This is a genomic window from Sphingobacterium sp. SGG-5, assembly GCF_011043525.1.
Classification (GTDB): domain Bacteria; phylum Bacteroidota; class Bacteroidia; order Sphingobacteriales; family Sphingobacteriaceae; genus Sphingobacterium.
Genome location: NZ_JAAKGO010000010.1, coordinates 61,522 through 81,471, shown reverse-complemented (window position 1 = coordinate 81,471; position 19,950 = coordinate 61,522). Strand labels below are relative to the sequence as shown.

12 protein-coding genes are annotated in these 19,950 nt (G+C 46.5%); 3 read left to right on the top strand and 9 right to left on the bottom strand.

The annotated features are described in order from the left end of the window. Positions 1–39: 39 nt before the first annotated feature. Complete coding sequence (gene phnA, locus G5B30_RS14990; RefSeq protein ID WP_165320816.1) at positions 40–1,281, top strand: phosphonoacetate hydrolase; 1,242 nt, start codon at positions 40–42, stop codon at positions 1,279–1,281. A gap of 12 nt (positions 1,282–1,293) precedes the next feature. Beyond that, entirely contained in the window at positions 1,294–2,730 is a 1,437-nt protein-coding gene (gene phnY / locus G5B30_RS14985; protein ID WP_165320815.1) for a phosphonoacetaldehyde dehydrogenase, read from the top strand. An 81-nt stretch (positions 2,731–2,811) separates the two neighbouring features. Here the strand turns inward: phnY and G5B30_RS14980 are convergent, their stop codons facing one another. Further along, positions 2,812–4,680: a M1 family metallopeptidase gene (locus G5B30_RS14980; RefSeq protein ID WP_165320814.1), complete on the bottom strand. Its 1,869-nt coding sequence runs from the start codon at positions 4,678–4,680 to the stop codon at positions 2,812–2,814. A gap of 180 nt (positions 4,681–4,860) precedes the next feature. On the opposite strand from G5B30_RS14980, the gene G5B30_RS14975 reads away from it, so the two are divergent. Continuing rightward, positions 4,861–6,378, top strand: a complete 1,518-nt coding sequence (locus G5B30_RS14975; RefSeq protein WP_165320813.1) for a sulfatase — start codon at positions 4,861–4,863, stop codon at positions 6,376–6,378. A 3-nt stretch (positions 6,379–6,381) separates the two neighbouring features. Here the strand turns inward: G5B30_RS14975 and G5B30_RS14970 are convergent, their stop codons facing one another. From G5B30_RS14970 to G5B30_RS14935, 8 genes are read right to left on the bottom strand one after another with little or no spacing between them, the layout of a single operon-like run. Continuing rightward, a complete protein-coding gene (locus tag G5B30_RS14970; RefSeq protein WP_165320812.1) occupies positions 6,382–7,314 on the bottom strand; it encodes a DUF6528 family protein in 933 nt (310 codons plus the stop codon). 6 nt (positions 7,315–7,320) lie between these two features. Then, positions 7,321–8,745, bottom strand: a complete 1,425-nt coding sequence (locus G5B30_RS14965) for an FAD-dependent oxidoreductase (RefSeq protein ID WP_165320811.1) — start codon at positions 8,743–8,745, stop codon at positions 7,321–7,323. Positions 8,746–8,790: 45 nt separating this feature from the next. Continuing rightward, a complete protein-coding gene (locus tag G5B30_RS14960) occupies positions 8,791–10,023 on the bottom strand; it encodes an MFS transporter (RefSeq protein WP_165320810.1) in 1,233 nt (410 codons plus the stop codon). A gap of 9 nt (positions 10,024–10,032) precedes the next feature. Next, positions 10,033–12,609: a phosphocholine-specific phospholipase C gene (locus tag G5B30_RS14955; protein WP_165320809.1), complete on the bottom strand. Its 2,577-nt coding sequence runs from the start codon at positions 12,607–12,609 to the stop codon at positions 10,033–10,035. Between the two features lie 36 nt (positions 12,610–12,645). After that, positions 12,646–13,548 carry a hypothetical protein gene (locus G5B30_RS14950; protein ID WP_165320808.1) on the bottom strand — a complete coding sequence of 301 codons (903 nt, stop codon included), beginning with the start codon at positions 13,546–13,548 and terminating at the stop codon, positions 12,646–12,648. 25 nt (positions 13,549–13,573) lie between these two features. Next, the gene (locus G5B30_RS14945) at positions 13,574–15,214 is read right to left on the bottom strand and encodes a DUF5689 domain-containing protein (RefSeq protein WP_165320807.1); all 1,641 of its coding nucleotides are present in this window, start codon (positions 15,212–15,214) and stop codon (positions 13,574–13,576) included. Between the two features lie 12 nt (positions 15,215–15,226). After that, the gene (locus G5B30_RS14940; protein ID WP_165320806.1) at positions 15,227–16,663 is read right to left on the bottom strand and encodes a SusD/RagB family nutrient-binding outer membrane lipoprotein; all 1,437 of its coding nucleotides are present in this window, start codon (positions 16,661–16,663) and stop codon (positions 15,227–15,229) included. A gap of 20 nt (positions 16,664–16,683) precedes the next feature. After that, positions 16,684–19,881: a SusC/RagA family TonB-linked outer membrane protein gene (locus G5B30_RS14935; protein ID WP_165320805.1), complete on the bottom strand. Its 3,198-nt coding sequence runs from the start codon at positions 19,879–19,881 to the stop codon at positions 16,684–16,686. Positions 19,882–19,950 lie beyond the last annotated feature (69 nt).

The following is a 19,950-nucleotide window of genomic DNA, read 5'->3' as shown; positions in this document are numbered from 1 at the left end:
TCATACATGGAATACAAAAACGTTAAACATAAAAAATACATGAATACAATTTCAACCAACAGTTTTCAAGCAAACGGAAAAACGTATCGTCCGTCCAACAAACCCATCGTCGTCATCTGTATCGACGGATCAGCCGATGAATATCTTGATGTCACCGCGGCACATGGCCGCCTGAAAGCGCTGACGCACATGAGCAAAACCGGTTACCGGGGGATGGTACGGGGCGCTTTGCCTTCTTTTACCAATGTCAATAACTCCTCCATCGTGACGGGTGTATCTCCTGCCGTTCACGGTATCTGCGGTAATTTCTTTTACGATACCACCAAAGATGAGGAAGTAATGATGAACTCCGCGGAGTACCTGCGTGCCGAGAACCTGCTCGCTGCCGCCGCCAATGCGGGCCGCAAAGTGGCCGTCGTGACCGCCAAGGAAAAACTACGTGATATACTGTCCCATAAGCTTACGGGTATTGCCATTTCGGCAGAAAAAGCAAACCAGGCCAAGATAGAAACACATGGCATCGATGATGTAGAAGCAAAAGTAGGCTATCACACACCGATTATTTACAGTCCCGAAGCTAGCTTATTCGTACTTCGGGCAGGAACAACATTGATACAACAGGGCTTGGCCGATTTTCTGTACCTGTCGTTGACAGATTACATGCAGCACACCTATGCGCCCGATACAGAAGAGTCCTTGGCTTTTTACGAAGAGATGGACAAAGAAATAGGCAAGATGTTGGAGCTGGGCGCTGTGATCGGCGCCACAGCAGACCACGGCATGAACGCCAAGATAAAATCCGATGGATCGCCCAACGTATTGTACGTAGAAGATATGCTGGAACAGCAGTTTGGCTCAGGCTTTAGAGTGATCTGCCCGATCACAGATCCTTATGTCAAACATCACGGCGCACTCGGCTCTTACGTCGTTGTCCATGTAGACGACAAATCCCGCCTCGAAGAGATCAAAACGTGGCTGTCCCTACAACCGGGTATCACCGAAGTCCACGACAGACTATCTGCCGTGCGCAATCTGGAACAGCCCGAAGACCGTACCGGTGACCTCGTTGTCCTATCCGGCCGGGATGTAGTCGTCGGTCGCCGTCCACAGTACCATAACCTGGCAGCCCTTGACGGTACGCTGCGTTCACACGGCGGACGCTATGAGGAAATGGTGCCCATGGTTATCTCGCATTCATTGAATAGCGAATACCGTATCAAAGCGGCCGGCGATCCGCGCAACTTTGACATTTTTGACTTTACCGTAAACGGAACACATTAATACGCATATATCATGACAGAAATATCCACAGAAGTGATCCAGGCGACCAGTTACGTCGCCGGGACACCGATACACGCATCACAAGTATTGGAGGTACACAGCCCCTACGACAACAGGCTTGTGGGGACTGTGACCATGGCTAGTGCCGAAGATACCCAGAATGCAATTAAACAAGCCTTGGAAAATAAGGTGTCGCTCACCCGATACGAGCGCTATCAGATCTTGGACAATGTGCGCAAGCTCTTGCTGGAACGTAAGGAAGAATTTGCGCAAACCATCTGTGCTGAAGCCGGGCTGGCCATACGTGAGGCCCACTACGAAACCGGAAGAGCACACGATGTACTCTTTTTTGCCGCTTCGGAATGCCTAAAAGATGATGGACAGATATTCTCCTGTGACATATCACCACAGGGCAAAGCCCGCAAGATATTCACGCAAAGGGAGCCACTCAATCTGGCAGCCTGTATCACGCCGTTCAACCATCCGTTGAACCAAGTCCTGCACAAGATTGCCCCGGCCCTCGCTGCAGGTACCCCGGTAATCCTGAAACCATCCGAAAAAACACCGCTGTCGGCGGTCAAGATTACGGAGCTGTTTTACGAAGCAGGACTACCCAAGAGCATGCTGAGTGTCCTCCTCGGCAAAACGGCCGATGTAGCCGAAGCCCTGGTGAAGGATCCACGCATTGATATTGTATCATTCACGGGCAGTGTGGCCGTTGGAAAGCGCATTGCCTCCACTGCCGGTTACAAAAAAGTAATCCTTGAGCTCGGTGGCAATTCACCGTTGATCATTATGGAAGATGCCGATATGGACAAGGCTGTACTTTTAGCAGCCGAGGGTTCATTCCGCAATAGCGGACAACGCTGTACAGCTGTGAAGCGTATCCTCGTACACGAGAAGATCAAAGATGAATTTGTCACACGATTCGTCGAAAAAGCCAAGGAATACAACTGTGGAGATCCCGCTGATCCAGAAACAAAGGTCGGTACGGTTATCGATGAAGCTGCGGCTACCCATTTGGAGAGTGTTGTGCAGAAAGCTGTTGCCCAAGGTGCCAAAGTACTGTTGGGCGGCAAGCGTACGGGAGCCTTGCTTGAACCTACAGTCATCGACGATGTGCCCCGCGATGCCGAGATGATCGTTAAGGAGTCATTTGGTCCGTTAGCCCCTATTCTATCGTTTAAGGATATCGATGATGCAATCGCCCTGGCCAATGCCACAGATTTTGGCCTATCTTCGGGTATAGTGACCAATAATATGGCGTATGCGATACGATTTATCAAAGAACTGAAAACCGGAACAGTGAATATCAATGAAGTACCGGGATACCGCATCGAATGTTCACCATTCGGTGGTATTAAAGACTCGGGCTTAGGTATCAAAGAAGGGGTTATAGAAGCGATCAAGTGCTTCAGTTATGTGAAGACATTTTCTATGCCTTGGTAGATAGTCGTACTTCAATTAACAAAGGTGTCACAAATAGAGGCTGCCTTTGTTAATTGAAGCACGCTCGTGTAGTCTATATTATTATCTTTCGTAAGCATTATTCCCCGATTCCACATCCGCCAGACGTTGTGTCGGGTCGAGCTGTACCCGGCTTACTTTTTTGCGCACCGGAAAAGTATACGTCGGCTTCGTCCAGAACCAGTCTTCTAACGTCGTGCGCTTCACCCCCTCGTATAGCGTATAGTTTTCTGCAGGTTTCTCCCCCCGCATTTCGCGCAGCGGAATATAAAAAAGCTCTTTGGAGCCGTCTGCATACTCCACCAGCACATCAAGGGGCATCGGGAAGTTGGACTTATTTGTAATCGTAATCGCGCTATCCGTCACATCCGTTACCGCATAATCAATCTTTCGTGTCGTGTTGATAAACAGGTTAAAATACCATTTCAGGTTGATGCCCGAAACCTCCTCCGCCACACGTTTGAAGTCGTTCGGCGTAGGATGTTTGAATTTCCACAAGTCATAGAAGGTTAAAAATGTCTGCTCCAGGTTTTCCCGGCCGATGATATAACCCAACTGCTCGACCAGCACAGCTCCTTTGTTGTATGCCTCATTGCTGTAGCCATAGTTGGTATGGTAATAGTCCGCCAATAAACTCATAGGCTCTTCCTTGTCCGACAACGCCAACTTATAATACGCACGATAGGCATCTATTGTCGGATTGGTTGCCACCCCACCCTTTTTGTGAAAAAGATGCTGCATCCCCAGTTCGGCCACATACGAGGTAAAACCCTCGTCAAACCACTCGTCGACGGTTTCGTTGATACCAAAAAGCTGCTGATACCAGGAATGGGCTGCCTCATGAAAAATCACGCCCACGAGGCTTCTAATATTTCTATTGCCCGTAACTAATGTGGCGGTACCGTACTCCATGCCACCATCACCTCCCTGCACAATCGTGTAAGTCGGCCAGGGATAGGGGCCAAAACGCGTCGCGCAAAAATCAAAAAATTCGGTAGCTAAGCCTAAGGCCTGCTTCCAGTTGGATGTATTTTCCTTGCCCAAAGGGATGAATACGGTATAGATACTTACCCCTCTTTCGGTTTTTGCCGAGTCGACAACAAATTTGGGATCCGCAGCCCAAGCGAAGTCATGGATGTTTTTGGCGATATAGTGCCACGATACCTTATTGTTCGTCGCCTGAACCTTTGCCCGTTTGTCGTAACCTTTGACAGCCTGTGGGTTTTGCAGTACGCCCGATGCACCGATGACATAATCCTTATGTATATTGATCGTTACATCAAAATCGCCAAAAGGAGCGATAAACTCCCGGGCAATATATTCGTCAAGATGCCAGCCAAACTCGTCGAAATGAGCCATCTTGGGGTACCATTGTGCCATAGACAAGGCCACACCTTCTTGAGAGTTGCGGCCGCTCCGACGTATCTGCTCGGGCACCTGGGCCCGCCAGGTCATCTCGAAGACCGCCTCGTCGCCATCACCGATGGGATGGGGCAAAGTTACTTCCATCAGGGTACCGTCGACTTTGAAAGAAGTGTTCAGTCCATTGTAGGTGAGTATCTCTATCTTTTGATAGCCGATCTGCTCGGGTGTCAGCGAAGCGATCTTGCTGATCCAGACCGGCTTTTCCTCCGTCCCGGTATTGACAATCATCCGCTTGTCCGGGTCGGCAATATGAGCCAACCGGTAGTCCATCATGCTGCCCGGCTGGAAGGCGTTAAAATACAGATGGAAGTACACCTTTGATAAAGGACGACCGGAGTTATTGGTGTATTTCAAGGTCATTTTGCCCGTATATTGATAGGCTTTTTCGTCGACATCGATATACATTTTGTAGTCTACTTTTTGTTGCCAGTAGCCTTTGCGTTGTGCAGATACCCTTAGCGTAGTGATCACAATCGCTATAAATAGGAGGAAGAAATATCTATTCATGATTCAAACTTAGATAAATACATTTTTATATGCAATATAATTACGCCTGCATATAAAATGGATTTATCGTTCCCTGCCTACCGGCAGGCAGGTCTCCTCAGCCATTGAAAACATTTTAATAGAGGAAAACATACGAAATTTGTGTCGACCACTTGTGCCGAAAATTCTATATTTGTTTTTATGAAGAGACTTACCCACCTGACGTATACGTTTTGTTTTCTTTTATTGTGGAGTGCAGTCAGTGCACAAAAGCGACCGAATATCGTTATCATCATTTCGGACGATCACGCCTATCAGACCATCGGTGCTTATGGTTCGACGACTGGCCATACCCCTCAGATAGACCGCATAGCGAATGGAGGTGCGGTGTTTAACCGGGCCTATGTGACGAACTCCATCTGTGGCCCCAGTCGTGCAACCTTATTGACGGGGAAATATAGCCACATCAATGGCTTTAAAGATAATGAGACATCCAATTTTGATCACGGACAGGATACTTTTCTCAAACAGCTGACAAAAAATGGCTATAAAACAGCCTGGATCGGCAAAATTCATTTAGGCAACAACCTGCAGGGGGTTACCGATTACGATATCCTCGTTGGCCAAGGACATTATTTCAATTCGGACTTTATCAGTCCGCAAGGTACCGTACGTTCGGAGGGCTATGTTTCCGATGTCGTCACTGACAAAGCCTTAACGTGGCTGAAGACACATCATGATGATCCGTTTTGCATCGTCATCGGACATAAGGCGACACACCGGACATGGATGCCCGATCCGCAGGATTTCGGCAAAAACGATGATAAAGAGTTTACTCTTCCGGCAACCTTCTATGACAACTATGAAGGGAGACCTGCTGCTGCCCAGCAGGAAATGAGTATTGCCAAGCATCTGCGGATGGGCTACGACTTAAAGATGTATGATTCGGTGGAACAGATGAGAAAGAGTGGTAACTTCAAACGGATGACAGATGCCCAGTTCCAAGCCTACGTCGATTACTACCGGCCGATTTATGAAGAATTAAAACAGAAAAATCTTTCTGGAAAAGCCCTGGCTGAATGGAAATATAAGCGGTACATGATCGATTACCTGAATACGGCAGAATCGATGGACCGAAATATCGGTCGGGTGCTGGATTACCTGGAAGAAAACAATCTGGAAGACAATACCTTGGTGCTGTACCTTTCCGATCAGGGATTTTATATGGGCGAACATGGATGGTTTGATAAGCGCTGGATGTACGAGGAATCGTTCCGCACACCCATGATTGCCAAGCTTCCGGGTGTTATCAGGCCGCATTCGACAATAGACAATATGGTGATGAATATAGACTTAGCACCGACGTTTTTGGAACTGGCCGGTGTGGCTGTACCGAAAGATATGCAGGGGCAGTCTATCTTACCTTTATGGAAAGGTGAAAAGAAAGATATACGGAAAGCAGCTTATTACCATTATTATGAAAATGGAGAACATGCCGTCTCCCCGCATTTTGGAGTCAGCGACGGAAGGTATAAACTGATCCGTTTTTATAAAAGAGTTGACGGATGGGAGTTTTATGACCTGCAAAGCGATCCTTCGGAGTTGAAGAATGTGTATGACGATCCGAAGTATAAAAAGGAGGTCGAGAGGATGAAGAAGCTGCTAAAAGCAGAGGCCACCAAGTATAAAGATACGGAGGCGCTCCAACTGTTGCGATAAAAGCTATCTCGTTATCACCCTGACCTTGTACAGGTTCAATTCCGGTATGGGAATAACTTTATCCGGATTCAGGAAATGAATCTGATGTGTCCACCATCTGACTTCTCCTTTCGTGTACACAATTTCCTGGGTACGCTCATTATAGTAGATAGACTTGACCAACCGTTCTTTCGCGAGTGGAGCAAAAGGACTGAAGCGAGCTGCATCGATATCAAACTCCCACACGGCCCTGTTGGTCGACAGCAGGAGCTTATCTGCGGAAGGAGCAAATAAATCATGTCCGCCGGTTGTAGGCAACTTCCATTCCTGCTCCAGGACCAATTCGGGCGAGCGGCTTGACCAGTTCTTTAAAGCATAAGCGCGCAGCTTGTCAAACCCCAGTGCATACAGCAGCTGACGTTCCTTATTCCAGCTTAATCCATGGCCCGAGTAGAGCGAGTCGGTAAATAATGGACGTTTTGATCGCCGGGGATCATAGAGTTCAATCCGATCACCCCCTTTTGCTGTCGACAACGCGGCGGCTATACGGCCACCGGGGAGATAGGCGATGGAATGCGCATTCGGAGCCTTAGCATAAAAAAGACATTTTTTTGTCTTCCGGTCGATCAGCGCAATTCCTCCACCCGAAGAGCTGATCAATAGCTTTCGATTCTTGTCTACGGACTTGGCATCATCCAGCTTCCTGAAATACTTGTGAAAAGCGGCGGGGAGGCCGCTTAGCTCGGATGTTTTAAGTTGCCAGACAATGTGTTTATGGCTTGCTGTCGTTTTCGAATAATCGAGAATAATCAATCTATCCTCCCCGATGAGTATGATTTCCTGGATGGAAGAAGACTGAACCGCAGCCTTGCCCTGATCCGGTCCGATGTTTGAATCCGTATCGGTTCCTTGGTTGTAAGGGAATAAGACAAATAAAAGCCAGGATAACAATAGCATTCCCTTTTAACTTAAAGACATAACTTTCTCCACTTTTTGCTGATTCAGGTCGGAAGCTGTTGTCGAAACAATCGCTCCATTCGCTTCCAATATATTCCGTAGTTCTCTGACATCGATCTCGGCCAGAGGAGTGTTATTTTTTACGGCCCATGCAGCTGCAGTACCCGCAGCCTCACCGATTGCCATGCAGGTTGCCATGGCTCTCGTCAGACCAAAGGGATAAGGTTCGACGGAAATACATCTTCCGCTTGTCAACAGACCCTCGATATTTTTCGAAACCAAACAGCCATACGGAATACCGATGGCATGTGCTGATGGCAAGAGATGAAGGCCTACACCGGATTGATGTATATCTACATTATATCCCGCCAGTGCGATCGAATCGTCGGGAACAAGCAGTTCGTCGATATTGGCTTTTGTTATCGTTTTTATCCCGACTACCCTGCGGCTTTCTCGGGCATAAGTCCCCGATGCGGTATGGGCAAGAAAAGCGTCTTTAAAGCCCGGGCAGTATTTCTTAAAGAATTGGAGCAAGACCTGTACCTGCCGGTGACCTTCGATCTCCGCAAGACTTAAACTTTCAGGATCTGTAGGATCTACATTGATCATCCGGGTCGCATTGATAACCACTTCATTTTTATTAGGTTGCTTCGCAAAGATAACACGGTCTCTCGGCACGTCAAAGTCGCCGTTGGCTTTCGCCATAGCGATAAATTCGGAAAATCCGGTAAAATAAAAGGATTCGGAATGGAGAAAATAATCCAACGTGTAATCGATGCCCTCCCCATAAGTATCAGGAGTAGTAAAGGTTTCGGGATGTTCTTTTATATAGGCCAGCATTTCAGCGATATCCACATTCCCTAAGCTAAAAACAAGCGATACCGGCTGTATATTTTTGTCGTTTGGCGTACCTACCTCATACAGGGCACCCGCCAGATAGGCAGCCGTTCCGTCACCCGTTGCATCGATGACAACCTTACAGTTGACTTCCATGACGGTACTTCTTGAAAAGAGGACTACGCCTGTGACTTTGCCATTCTCCACGACGACATCTTGGATTTCTGTCGAAAACAGCATATCGACTCCCGCTTCTTTACAGGTTGCCACGGCCACATTTCTGAACATATGTGGGTTGACCGGTGTAAACGAATTGTGGATCGGACAGGGGATATGACCGCTGAAACTGCCTCCAAGGGGAATAAGTTTTTGTATCAGCTCGTCGCCTATTCCTCCGACAACCTGTCTTCCTGTACGATCGTAAAATGCCAGTATCGGCAAACCTGTTGCCGCTACCCCCCCAAGGAATGCATTTCGCTCTACCAACAGCGTTTTCATTCCTGACCTTGCTGATGCTATTGCTGCAGGAATACCGCCCGGACCTCCACCTATGACGATGACGTCGTAGTCCGCTAATCTTTTTACACTATTCATTTTCTTAATTGCTCTTTTTTATTTTTATATTCTTATTAAAATTTATTATTCCGGTTTCTCTCTCTTTATCATCGTCCACAGCAAGACTGCCGCGATAGGATGGAGAACAGCCATACCCATAAAGATCTTTTCCGCACCAAGTGTACCTATATATTGCCCCACAAAGTAATTGAGCAATACAGCTCCTGCAGCACCAAAACCTCCGGCAATGCCGAGTACGCTCGCTACATTTCTTACCGGAAAGGCTTCGGCCACGACGACATTGATATTGAATAACCAGGTCAGGCAGGTGATGGCCACCAAACTAAAGATGGCGAGTGTGGCAAATGCATTGGGCAGGTAAGGTGTCAATACACACAATGGCGCAACACAAGCCAGACAGGTCATCATGATCCTTCGCGCACGAAGGGGTTCCTTTCCCCGTTTTACCATCCGGTCTGACCAAGCGGATGCACATATCGCTCCGATATCGGCAACTAAAAACGGAATCCAGCCAAATAGACCCATCTGTACCAGCGACAGACCCGACTCTTCCTGTAAATAGCCCGGTAGCCAGAAGAGACAGAAGTACCAAAGCGGATCACTTACAAAGCGGATCAACAGCACACCCCACAAACTCCTCTTGGTCCATAATTGCCCCCAGCTGAATGATACACTTTCTTCTATCACCGCACTGCCTGTTGCTTCCTGTGCAATGTCTTTCGGTGGGTTGCGGTATACCAGCAGCCATAACAGGGCGATGATAAGGCCGGCGATACCACCGACGATAAACACGGTATGCCAATTGAATGTGATGGCAAGCCATGCGGCCACGGGAGGTGCAAGGATAGCGCCGATCGAACTTCCCGCCTCGCAGAGACTATTTGCAGTAGCACGCAGCTTCGGAGGAAACCACACGGTGGCGACATGGAGTTTCACCGGGAAGTTGGAAGGCTCAGAGATTCCCAGGAGACCACGGAAGAAGGCAAACTGCCCGAATGTCCGGGACAATCCGCCACCGATGCTGGCCGTGGCCCACCCCAAAATACCCATCAACATAATAAGGCGCGGACCAAAACGGTCGACCAACCAGCCCGAAACGGGATACATCAGTGCATAGCATACCGTAAAAATGTTGACGATCAAGGCATAGCCATCATCTCCCATATGGAATTCATCCTTGAGAATGGGCTTGAGAACAGCCAATATCTGTCTATCGAAATAGTTGAATACGGTGGCCAGAAAAATCACGAAAGCGATTACCCAGCGCCGACGTTCAGGTTTTGAAAGCTGGAACATATGTTTTTATTAAATAACTCCTCCCATTAACGGATCACTGAATCCTTCTTTGCCGGTTTCTACCCGACCCGCATAACGCTTTTCAAACACATCATTCCCGACAATACGTACAGTGAAATCGTACCATCCGTGGCTCTTGTTCAAATCCAATACGATGTTGGCCGAGGCTCCTTTGTCCAACACTTTCTTTTGTGAACCGCTTTTATAGGCATTGTCGACAATCTCCACCGTATACGCTTGCGCCGCATTACGGTTTGCCAACTTCAGCGCGATATTTCCGGTAGGTGCTTTGCCGTTTTGTCCTGTGGTTTCGTAAGCACAGTTGATAGATACATCGGGATTGCTGGCATTACCTTTATGTGCCCGATAAAAACCATTCGGGCCATATATTTCCAAGTGATATTTTCTATCCGTAAAATCTTCTATAGCCCATTGATCTTGGACGCTTTTGCCTGCAGCCACGGCGTACTGCCTGTTTTCGGGTGACTCACCTTTTTGCAGCCCCCAAGCATATACCGTAAAAGGTGAGCCGGCGGCTTGTTGACCGAAAACTTTATTACGTGCCTCAAAGGTTAAATCTACCGCGGTTTTGTCTGATGCCAGATCCATTTCGGCATACAACTCATAAGGCAGTGCGCAAGAAGCTTTGACGCCCTTTTCCTGTAGCGGTGCTATGCCCATAGACCATTCTTTTCTTGCCTGTTGTATTTCTTCTTCGGACAACGCTTTGTAGCCGGTAGGTTCTCCTTTAAACCGGGCATTCTGGATCTTTTTCATAAAAGCCTCGCGATCCAGGAAGGGTAGATTGTCCGCTTGCGGATTGTAAGGTGTAAAAGAAGAGGTAAGATCGCCACAAACGGTACGCCTCCACGGACTGATATTTTCTTCTTTGATCTGCAATCCGAATTTTTTGTTTAAAAACGTTTCGAGGAATTGCAATGAAGACGTGTGGTCGAAAACCTCAGAGCATACTTTACCGCCACGGCTCCAAGGCGACGCGATCAACAAAGGCACCCGGTATCCGAGACCAATAGGAGCAGGGCGAGGCTTACCCCCGTCAAACACTTCATTTGGATCCGCATCGGGATCGAGTTTGCCACCCGTCTTTAGATATTTCTTTTCCTGACTGAGGGAAATGTATTCATCCTCTACGTTTATCCCTTCCGAACATTTGCCCGAATTGGGCTTCGTTATGTCATACGGCATAAAGGGAGGCACGTGATCGAAATAACCATCATTTTCATCGTAGGTGATGATAAAGATCGTTTTCTTCCATACTTCGGGGTTTTTTGTGAGAATATCCAGCACCTCCGAAAAATACCAGGGACCGTACATCGGTACACTGGGATGGTCAATGAAATAATGTGGCGGAACCAGCCACGACACCGTAGGCAGCTTGTCCTCCGTGACATCTTTTCTAAACTGATAGAGAATATCGCCCTTCGGCAGGGTGATCTCATGTTCGTTATTACCGTCCAGGTAGGCGATGGTTTCCAGCGAATGGTAATCCGGATCGCCCTTGTTGATGGTAAAAGCTTTTTGATGGAGATTTTTTTCCTTCTGCGATAGTTTGTCAAAATTGGCCTCCGAGTAGGTCTCCAGTTCTTTCCGGGTATTGGATAATACGCTCTGCTTTTTCTTGAGGGCTTTTTGGTGTTTCACATATTCCGCACTGCCTTCTTCCGATGACGCCAGCTGCGCTTCGAGCTTACTGATCGCTTTAGGGAGATCATCCGCGAGTTTTTTCAAACTCTTGATATTCCGCTCCGTAAAGTTGACATGATACTGATCGAAGTATTCCAGTGAGTTGCAGTTGTAGTTGGACAACCAATCCCTTTCTTCTCCCTTAAAGCCACCACCGGCGCGTACGTCGTTCTGGTACACTTTCCATGATATGTTATTTTCTTCGAGCCGCTCCGGAAAGGTCTTCCAATTTTTATACACTTCTTTTGCCTCCTGATTTCGGATGAGCGCCCGGGATTGCGGATCCTTGGGATCCCGGATCGTTCCGGTCCAGAAGTAATGTCGGTTCGGGTGTGTACTGGAATTCGCCGAACAGAAATTCTGATCGCATATCGTAAAGGCGTCTGCCAATGCGTAGTTAAACGGCAAATCTTCCCGGTCATAGTAGCCCATGGTGAGCGGCATGTCACGGTATTTCTTATTAGACGGCCGTTTGGCGAACAGCCACTTGTCGTATTTACCTTCGTTGAAAGCATCGACCTGACTTTCACGGGAATGCGGAAGCGATCCCATCCAGGTTATCCGGGTATCATTGATATTGAGCCGAAAAGGCGGGTAGGTCAGTCCGGCCGCGTTCTTCTGCAACCAAACGGGGTTTCCATCGGGTAGCCTCACGGCTCTTGGATCATTAAATCCACGGACACCCTGCAACGTGCCGTAGCAATGGTCAAACGAGCGGTTTTCCTGCATCAATAACACGACATGCTCGGCATCCAGAAAAGTGCTCCCCGGTGCAGGATCAATAGCCAAGGCACGTTGTATAGAGGGAGGCAAGACCGACGAAAGTCCGGCTAACCCCGATATATAAATAGATTTCTTTATAAATTCTCTGCGCGTATCCATAAGATAATATTAAAAGTCAAAAACATACCCCGTGTGCTAAGGCGCCAGCTGTGTGATGTTTAATCCTGTTTCAATATCGGGTAATGTCGATGCTTTACCCGATAATTTCTTGTTAATTGCTTTCCGCGGGGTATCCCAGTTATTCTTTTCGGCATGATATGCGCCCCCCAGTTTGATAAACACGTTGGAGCTTGGGCTGGTTTGCTCAAAGAAGAATGTATTTCCCGGTTCGCCATAGCAACTCTTACCCGTTTGGTTTTTGTAATGGTCATTGGTCGGCAAAATATAACCTGAACCCCGTTCGCCTTTGGCAACACCTACAGCGTTTCCATAAAATATCGCATCAATAGGTACTGTGAGCGGAGTTACTTTTGTCCCCTTAAAAACAGCGATACCATCGGCGTCCGTATTGGAGTCTCCTTTGTAAGGATCCCCTAAGATACCCGTACCTCCGATGGCATTTCCAAAACCATCACCTAACACTTTTTTACTTTTGGAATTTGACGCTATTGTACGTATCCAGTTCGCTTGGCTTATATCGGCGCTTTTCCCCTTGGAATGATATCCGGCTATTACTTTGGACGGCGAACCAACATAAAAGAAGGTGCCCTTGGCAGCTTTGCCTTCTGTAAGATCGAACTTAAAGGTAGTTTTCCCCCCTTCGGCCCAGCCGTTGGTTGTCGCTACCCGATCGCCACCATTGTTAGCGGTGACGACCGAGTAGGGTGTTTTTGAAAAATCGATATCTTCTGTTGCCATAAGCTGGATATATTCGTAACCTCCGTTGTGGGTGTATTCAACCGATCCTTTTTTATATTTCGTACCGGGAGTGGGGTTGTCGGTACCCCAAGGATTGGCCATAAAACCGGTAATGATAATCTGGGCATTCAAACTGCCTACTATAAACGTCGTTATACCTACTAATAAAATCTTCTTCATCTGCTTATATATTTTTTAGTTTACATTATTCTCTTACTTTAGTTACCGTCGTTCCTGTTTCTATATCAGAAAGTTGAGGTTGATTTGGAGGTGTTCCTGTCGGCAGCAACGTACTATAACTAATCGTTCTCGGTGCTATCCATACACGTGCACTCAAACTGTATACTCCGCCCAAGCTTGCCCAGTTGCCACTATCGGCAGTAGGCTGGACACCGCCGTATATGAAGGTATTGTCACCTTGCTTATAATAGGGTTGAGGGCCTTCAAGACCAGTTGTATTATACCAATCGTTATTCGGAATCAGATAACCCGTTGAAGTTGTGGCATCGAATAAACGGAAACTTGCATACCCCGAGTCACCATAGAAAATGGCGTCTATCGGTGCAGTTGTCGCGGTCACCGTTGTGCCGTCGAAAACAGCAATACTTTGGAAATAAGAGGACCTGTTATAGAGCCAATCGTTTGTGGATCCTCCGAAATCATCTCCATATGGAGCTGTTGCAGAGTTGGAACCTGTACCCATCGGTATGGCACGTATCCAGTTTGCCCGATTTGCCTCAATTGGTGCTGTCTCGCTGATATCCGTTGTTTTTTCTGTACCCGAAATAGACCCCGCTATCCGCTTTTCAGGCCCACCTACATAGAAAAAGGTGCCTTTGACGGCTGTACCCGATGTAAGGTTAAACTTAAACGAACGTGTTCCACCGGTTGCCCAGCCTTCTCCCGGAGCCGTTGAACTTGGTGCATTTCTCGCAAAGACGACGGAATATGGGTGTGTGGAAAAATCGATATCCTTCGTAGCCATCAACTGAACGTATTCGAACCCGCCTAAGTAGCCATCCGTTACAGAAATATCCGTACCTGCCGGATCACTCATAAAACCGGTAATAAGAATAGCTGATTCATGCGGAATGCTGGTTATTGTCACATCATCCGTATTCCGTATACGGATTTGCTTTGTGTCATTAACAGAAGTCGCAATACCCCTAAAATTCGCGTTTGTGGGCATCTCTTCCGAAGCAAATGTAGCATCCGGCGAGGTGTATATATTGACATTATTAACCCCCGATCCATCATTGAGTCTTTTTGTACCCTCATATTTGGTGCCACCATCTATCGGCAAGACATCGGCTGCTGTAATTTGTACCAGCATACTTTCATACTTGTCAAAATCAGCTGAAAGTTCAGCTAATGTTAATGATATAGGCTCTACGACGCAGTTGGAGCGTATTTTGTATATAGCAGCAGAGCGGATACCTTGTACCTCTAAGCTTCCATTCTCTCGTGTCAAGGTGGCGCCACGTATATCAAACACGACGGAATCGCCCTTTGCGAAAGTTACAGGTTCGGCGCTTTCAAGCGAAACCGTAATGCCGGCTGTAACAATGACATCATTGCGCTCATCGGCGAAGTTTTGTACCATGACGAACTTTCCAGGTTCTACGTTTCCTGAACTAATATCGGAAATTATCGTTCCTGAAAGAGGAGTGATACCTACATTTTGTTCGTTAAGTGTAATAGTTTGCCCCTCATACAGCTCCCGCAATGACGCTACTGATAGTCTTTTTGTAGGGAGAGCTTCGGTAAGAGAAGGATCTTTAAAACAAGAAACTAAGGCTACTGCTGCAATTAACAGGCTTGAAGCCATATAAATTATTCTTTTCATCTGTTTATTTTTTTACAACTGGTCTTCCCACCAGCATCTTACATTAATATTATCTCCACCTATCCAACTAACGGCTTCATCGTAGTTTGCACGGTTATATTTCTGCGTGGTAGTCGGATACAATAAACGGCGAGGTATATTTCCATTGTTATACGCTTGTTCGTGTACCGTTAAAACAGGGTAGCCCGTGCGGCGATGTTCATACCAGGCTTCCTGTCCTACAAAGAATAACGATAGATATTTTTGTAGCATGATTGTCGAAAGCTGATCATCATAAGCTACACCAATTTGTGTAAGGTACCCTGAAGGTACTGAAACTCCCCAGAAACTCATGCTGGCCTTAATACCATTTTCATAATAGGTCTTTGCGTCTGCCGGGCTACCTGTCCAGCCTTTGAGAGCTGCTTCGGCCAAAATGAACTGTAATTCTGCATAGCTCATGACCATACCTAATTTGGGCGAGGTTCTATACCCATTTTTTAAATAGGAAGTTTTTCCGATTTCATCTGCCATTCCGATCGGGAAACCTGCCGGTGCCCCGGTATATTCACTGAGACTTTTTGTATACCAGGCGCCTAATCTCGGGTCACTAAAGCCTTGCAGAATATTGAGAATGAATGTACTAGGTGATCGCTGGCTGCCGAACTCTCCGGTAGTCGAATTATAGTAGGGGTTATAATAAGGTGCTTCATTAGTGAAAGGCAGATAAGCCTGCTCATCGGCGTTGGTAAAAATTGGAAATAGAGACGGATTGCTGATAATCTCATCAATCTTGATCGGACTCTCCATTTCAGGCCGGTTGCTTACCCGAAGATATAGACGTAACCGTAGTGAGTTGCAAAATTTCATCCATTTGGTCACATCTCCTTGATAAAGCAAGTCTCCACCGGCATTCAGTTCTGCATTTTTGTCGAATAGCAGGGCAGCTCGTTCGAGGTCTTCAAGTAAGCTGGCATAGATTTCTTCCTGTTTATCGTATTTCGGCAAGAAGTTGACTACCGGACCGCGCGAGTGCAATGCCTCGAAATAAGGGATATTCCCGTATGTGTCTGTCAATCGAGAAAATACTAACGCCTTTAAAGTCAGTGCAATGGCAAGATAATTTGGTTGGTCGAGCGCTTCTGCTTTTTCCTCCATATCCGCAATGTTATTGGCACAGGTATAGAGATAACCCCACATGGAATCGCCTGCAGAGACCCGTATGTCGTAACGCTGTACATACGAATTGTTGACCGTATATATGGTGTATTGCATCAGCTCATTACCCACTCGGAATGCCTGTTTAACATCGGTTGTTACGATGTCATATAATACCGGTGAAAGTAAATTTTTTGGTAAAGCCTCCTGTACCCCATTGGGATTATGGAGAAGCTCATCAAATCCCTTGGTACAACCTCCTGCTGTCCATATGAGCAGGATCAGCAGCAATTTAAAAGACATCTGTTTCATTATATATAGATTTCAATTGTTTAAAAAGATACTTTAATTGTCGCTCCTATGGACCGGGTGGAAGGAAACTGCCCTATATCTAACCCACGTATCAATAGTCCTTCATCCAATGTGCCGCTTTCGGGATCAAACACAGGCCACTTGGTCCAGATAAATAAGTCGCGGCCATAAATACCGATTGACGGATTTTGTACGCCTATTGCCGACAGGTATTTGGATTTGATGGTATAATCCAAGGCGACTTCGCGCAACTTTATAAAGGAGGCGTCCATGATGTTGGCTTCCGCATTGGAGCGCTGATAAGTGGTTGGATAAAAAACCGATGGCATGAGGGCTATATCGTTCGGCCGGTACGAACCGTCGTCATTTTGTACGACCCCTACACCAATTAAAGCTCCTTCTTCCCGACCGGGCAGGGTTTGCTTAAGCTTGCCCGTGGTCATCATCCTTGAAAAGGATAAGGAATATTTGTCATGACCAAATTCTGCATCAACTAGTACTTTCATGCTCCAGTTCTTATAGCGGAATTGGTTCATTATACCGCCTTTCCATTTCGGTATAGCGTTTCCTCGCTTAGCGATTTCCGTTGTTAATACGGGTAGGCCACCATCGTATACAACAGCGCCTTCAGCGTTGCGTACATACCCCAATCCGTAGATGTCACCCATGTTACCGCCTTCAACACCAAGTATTGTCGCTCCTCCCGGTCCTGAATACATGGCTATACTTTCAATGTTATCGGATAATTCCAAAATCTTACCCCGATTGATAGCGGCATTTAAGGTTACGCGCCATTTGAGTTTCTTATAAATAGGTCTGAACCATACTTGCATTTCCAATCCTTGATTGCGAACAGTCCCGGCGTTCATGACGGCATTATAGTATCCACTGGCTCGCTCGACAGGTACATTCAGTATTTGGTCATAGGTGTCCGCTCGATAAACAGCGACATCAAGTCCAATCCGATTGCGTAATAACACAGCTTCAGCACCTGCCTCATAGCTGCGCGTGCGTTCAGGCCTTAGATCGGCATCTGGTCTTGTCGTAGGATTATTCAGGCTATATGCAAAACTGCTCGGCTCATAATAATTTTCGGTTCGATAGGGGTGTGTATCATTTCCTACTTCTGCATAAGAGAGTCTCAACTTCGCATAATTCACCGTAGTTCCATGCCAGTCGAACAGATCGGAAAGTACGATACTGGTGTTAACAGAAGGATAGAAATAAGAATTATTATGTAGAGGTAACGAACTTGACCAATCGTTACGTCCTGTTACTTCAAGAAACAGGTAATCTCTGTATGATAAGTTGGCGAAACCGTACAAACTGTTGATTGCTTTCGTCGATTTATACGGTGTCAGTATGGGGCGTTCTATACCATTGGCTAAGGTATATTGGCCGGGTACATCCAGTTGATTAATATATGCCCGGGTACGGTTATAATTATAACGCATTTGATTTCCTCCCGCAGATATACCTAAATTGAAATCATCGCTTAACGATTTTTTATAGGATAGAAGGAAGTCCGAGTTAATTTCATAACGAAATACATTTTGTTCTTTATAGAAACCATTCGTATATCTGCGGCTACTTATTGGTTGACGGCTGGAACTTATATCCTGATACATATCCATACCACTTTTCGCTGTTAAGGTTAACTCAGGGGTGATTGTATAGGTGAAATTGACGTTTCCAAAGACACCATGACGTGACATCGGATTCAATTCTTCATACAGAGCGAGATATGGGTTCTCTAAAATTCCCGAAAAGATCCGCCGTTGCCTGACGTCTTTTGTGATCCAATAATCTTTAAACCATTCCGAATCCATATTGGGGCTTATTTGCATAATAAAGTAGGTAATGGATTTGTTGTCGTAACCACTGCTCGGCAGGTTGTCCGAAGACTTGTTGTTGTAATTGACTTTTGCACCCAATTTAATCTTGTTGCTTAAGGTGTGATTTAGCGATAGGCTGACCGATGTACGTTGATAGCCCGTATTTGGCAGGATAAATTTATTTTGCAGATTGCTAAAAGATAACCGTGCTTTTGTTGAATTATTTCCACCTTCTACAGAAATGGAATTCGTTGTCGTAATACCGGTTCGGAAAAAGTCTTGTCTATTGTGTGGATGGGATACCCATGGCAACCGTTCTGCGCTTTGTTCATGTGTTGCGGGGTCATATTGATAATATTTTACGCCAGTATTTAACTTAGCTCCCCAATCCGATAAACTATTAATACCTCTTCCGTCTTCCGAATCGCCAAAAGAATAGTAATCAAAAGAGGAAATTCCGCTCTGGCCGTATTCACTTTGATAGTCCGGCCAACGGTTGACGGTGGCGATCCGGGTGTTTGAGCTAAAAGTAATACCTAGGCCTTTACGGGCCCCTCCCGATTTAGTCGTGATAATGACGGCACCATTAGCACCTCTGGAGCCATATAACGCTGTCGCGCCGGGACCCTTTAATACGCTGATATTATCGATATCTTCGGGGTTTATATCACTCATCGTGCTTCCGAAATCGACGGGTGACTCATTGCTGGAATAGGCTGCACCATCATTTCCACTGGTCTCATTGCTGATAATGACTCCGTCCACAACAATTAGTGCTCCACTGGATCCTAAGGAGAGTGATTTATCTCCTCGTAGAATGATATCCGAAGAGCCCATTGGGCCGTCTGCCGTGTTCAGCATCATGCCGGGCACTTTACCATTTAGTGCATTTACCCAGTTGTTTGTGGGTGCGTCCTGTACTTCCGAACCGTCTATTTGCTGGGCCGCATACCCTAAAGATTTTTTCGCTCGCTCAATCCCTAATGCAGTCACGACAAGCTCGTCGAGTTCACTGCTCGATTCCTGCAAGACGATCCGAAGATTTTTCTCCGCTTTCGAGACCGTCGTCGTATAGGTGCGATGGCTTAAATACGAAAAGCTGACCTGTGTTCCGGAAGCGATCTTGAAGGCGAACTTTCCTTCTGCATCGGTCAGGGCAATCGTGCGGTTGTTCGCAAAGATATTCACTCCGGCTAATGCTGCGCCAGATGAATTGGTGACGACGCCTTGAACCTCGAGATTCGTCTGTTGTTGCGACGTCAATAGTTGTCCGTCGCCCTTGTGGTCATCCTTACTGTAAAATAAGGTGATGTTATGTGCTGATACTGTCGTGGCAGCACAAAAAAACATACATGTTATCCACGAAAAAAAAGCTAATTTCATAATAAAAAAATAGATTTTAATTAGTTTTAAGTGTTGTGTAAAAAGTCATAAAAAAAGATCCTTTATAGA

Bases quoted from the DNA above. Each gene is read 5' to 3' on its own strand.
- phnA (WP_165320816.1), top strand. From the start codon at position 40: ATGAATACAATTTCAACCAACAGTTTTCAAGCAAACGGAAAAACGTAT.
- phnY (WP_165320815.1), top strand. From the start codon at position 1,294: ATGACAGAAATATCCACAGAAGTGATCCAGGCGACCAGTTACGTCGCC.
- G5B30_RS14980 (WP_165320814.1), bottom strand. From the start codon at position 4,680: ATGAATAGATATTTCTTCCTCCTATTTATAGCGATTGTGATCACTACG.
- G5B30_RS14975 (WP_165320813.1), top strand. From the start codon at position 4,861: ATGAAGAGACTTACCCACCTGACGTATACGTTTTGTTTTCTTTTATTG.
- G5B30_RS14970 (WP_165320812.1), bottom strand. From the start codon at position 7,314: ATGCTATTGTTATCCTGGCTTTTATTTGTCTTATTCCCTTACAACCAA.
- G5B30_RS14965 (WP_165320811.1), bottom strand. From the start codon at position 8,745: ATGAATAGTGTAAAAAGATTAGCGGACTACGACGTCATCGTCATAGGT.
- G5B30_RS14960 (WP_165320810.1), bottom strand. From the start codon at position 10,023: ATGTTCCAGCTTTCAAAACCTGAACGTCGGCGCTGGGTAATCGCTTTC.
- G5B30_RS14955 (WP_165320809.1), bottom strand. From the start codon at position 12,609: ATGGATACGCGCAGAGAATTTATAAAGAAATCTATTTATATATCGGGG.
- G5B30_RS14950 (WP_165320808.1), bottom strand. From the start codon at position 13,548: ATGAAGAAGATTTTATTAGTAGGTATAACGACGTTTATAGTAGGCAGT.
- G5B30_RS14945 (WP_165320807.1), bottom strand. From the start codon at position 15,214: ATGAAAAGAATAATTTATATGGCTTCAAGCCTGTTAATTGCAGCAGTA.
- G5B30_RS14940 (WP_165320806.1), bottom strand. From the start codon at position 16,663: ATGAAACAGATGTCTTTTAAATTGCTGCTGATCCTGCTCATATGGACA.
- G5B30_RS14935 (WP_165320805.1), bottom strand. From the start codon at position 19,881: ATGAAATTAGCTTTTTTTTCGTGGATAACATGTATGTTTTTTTGTGCT.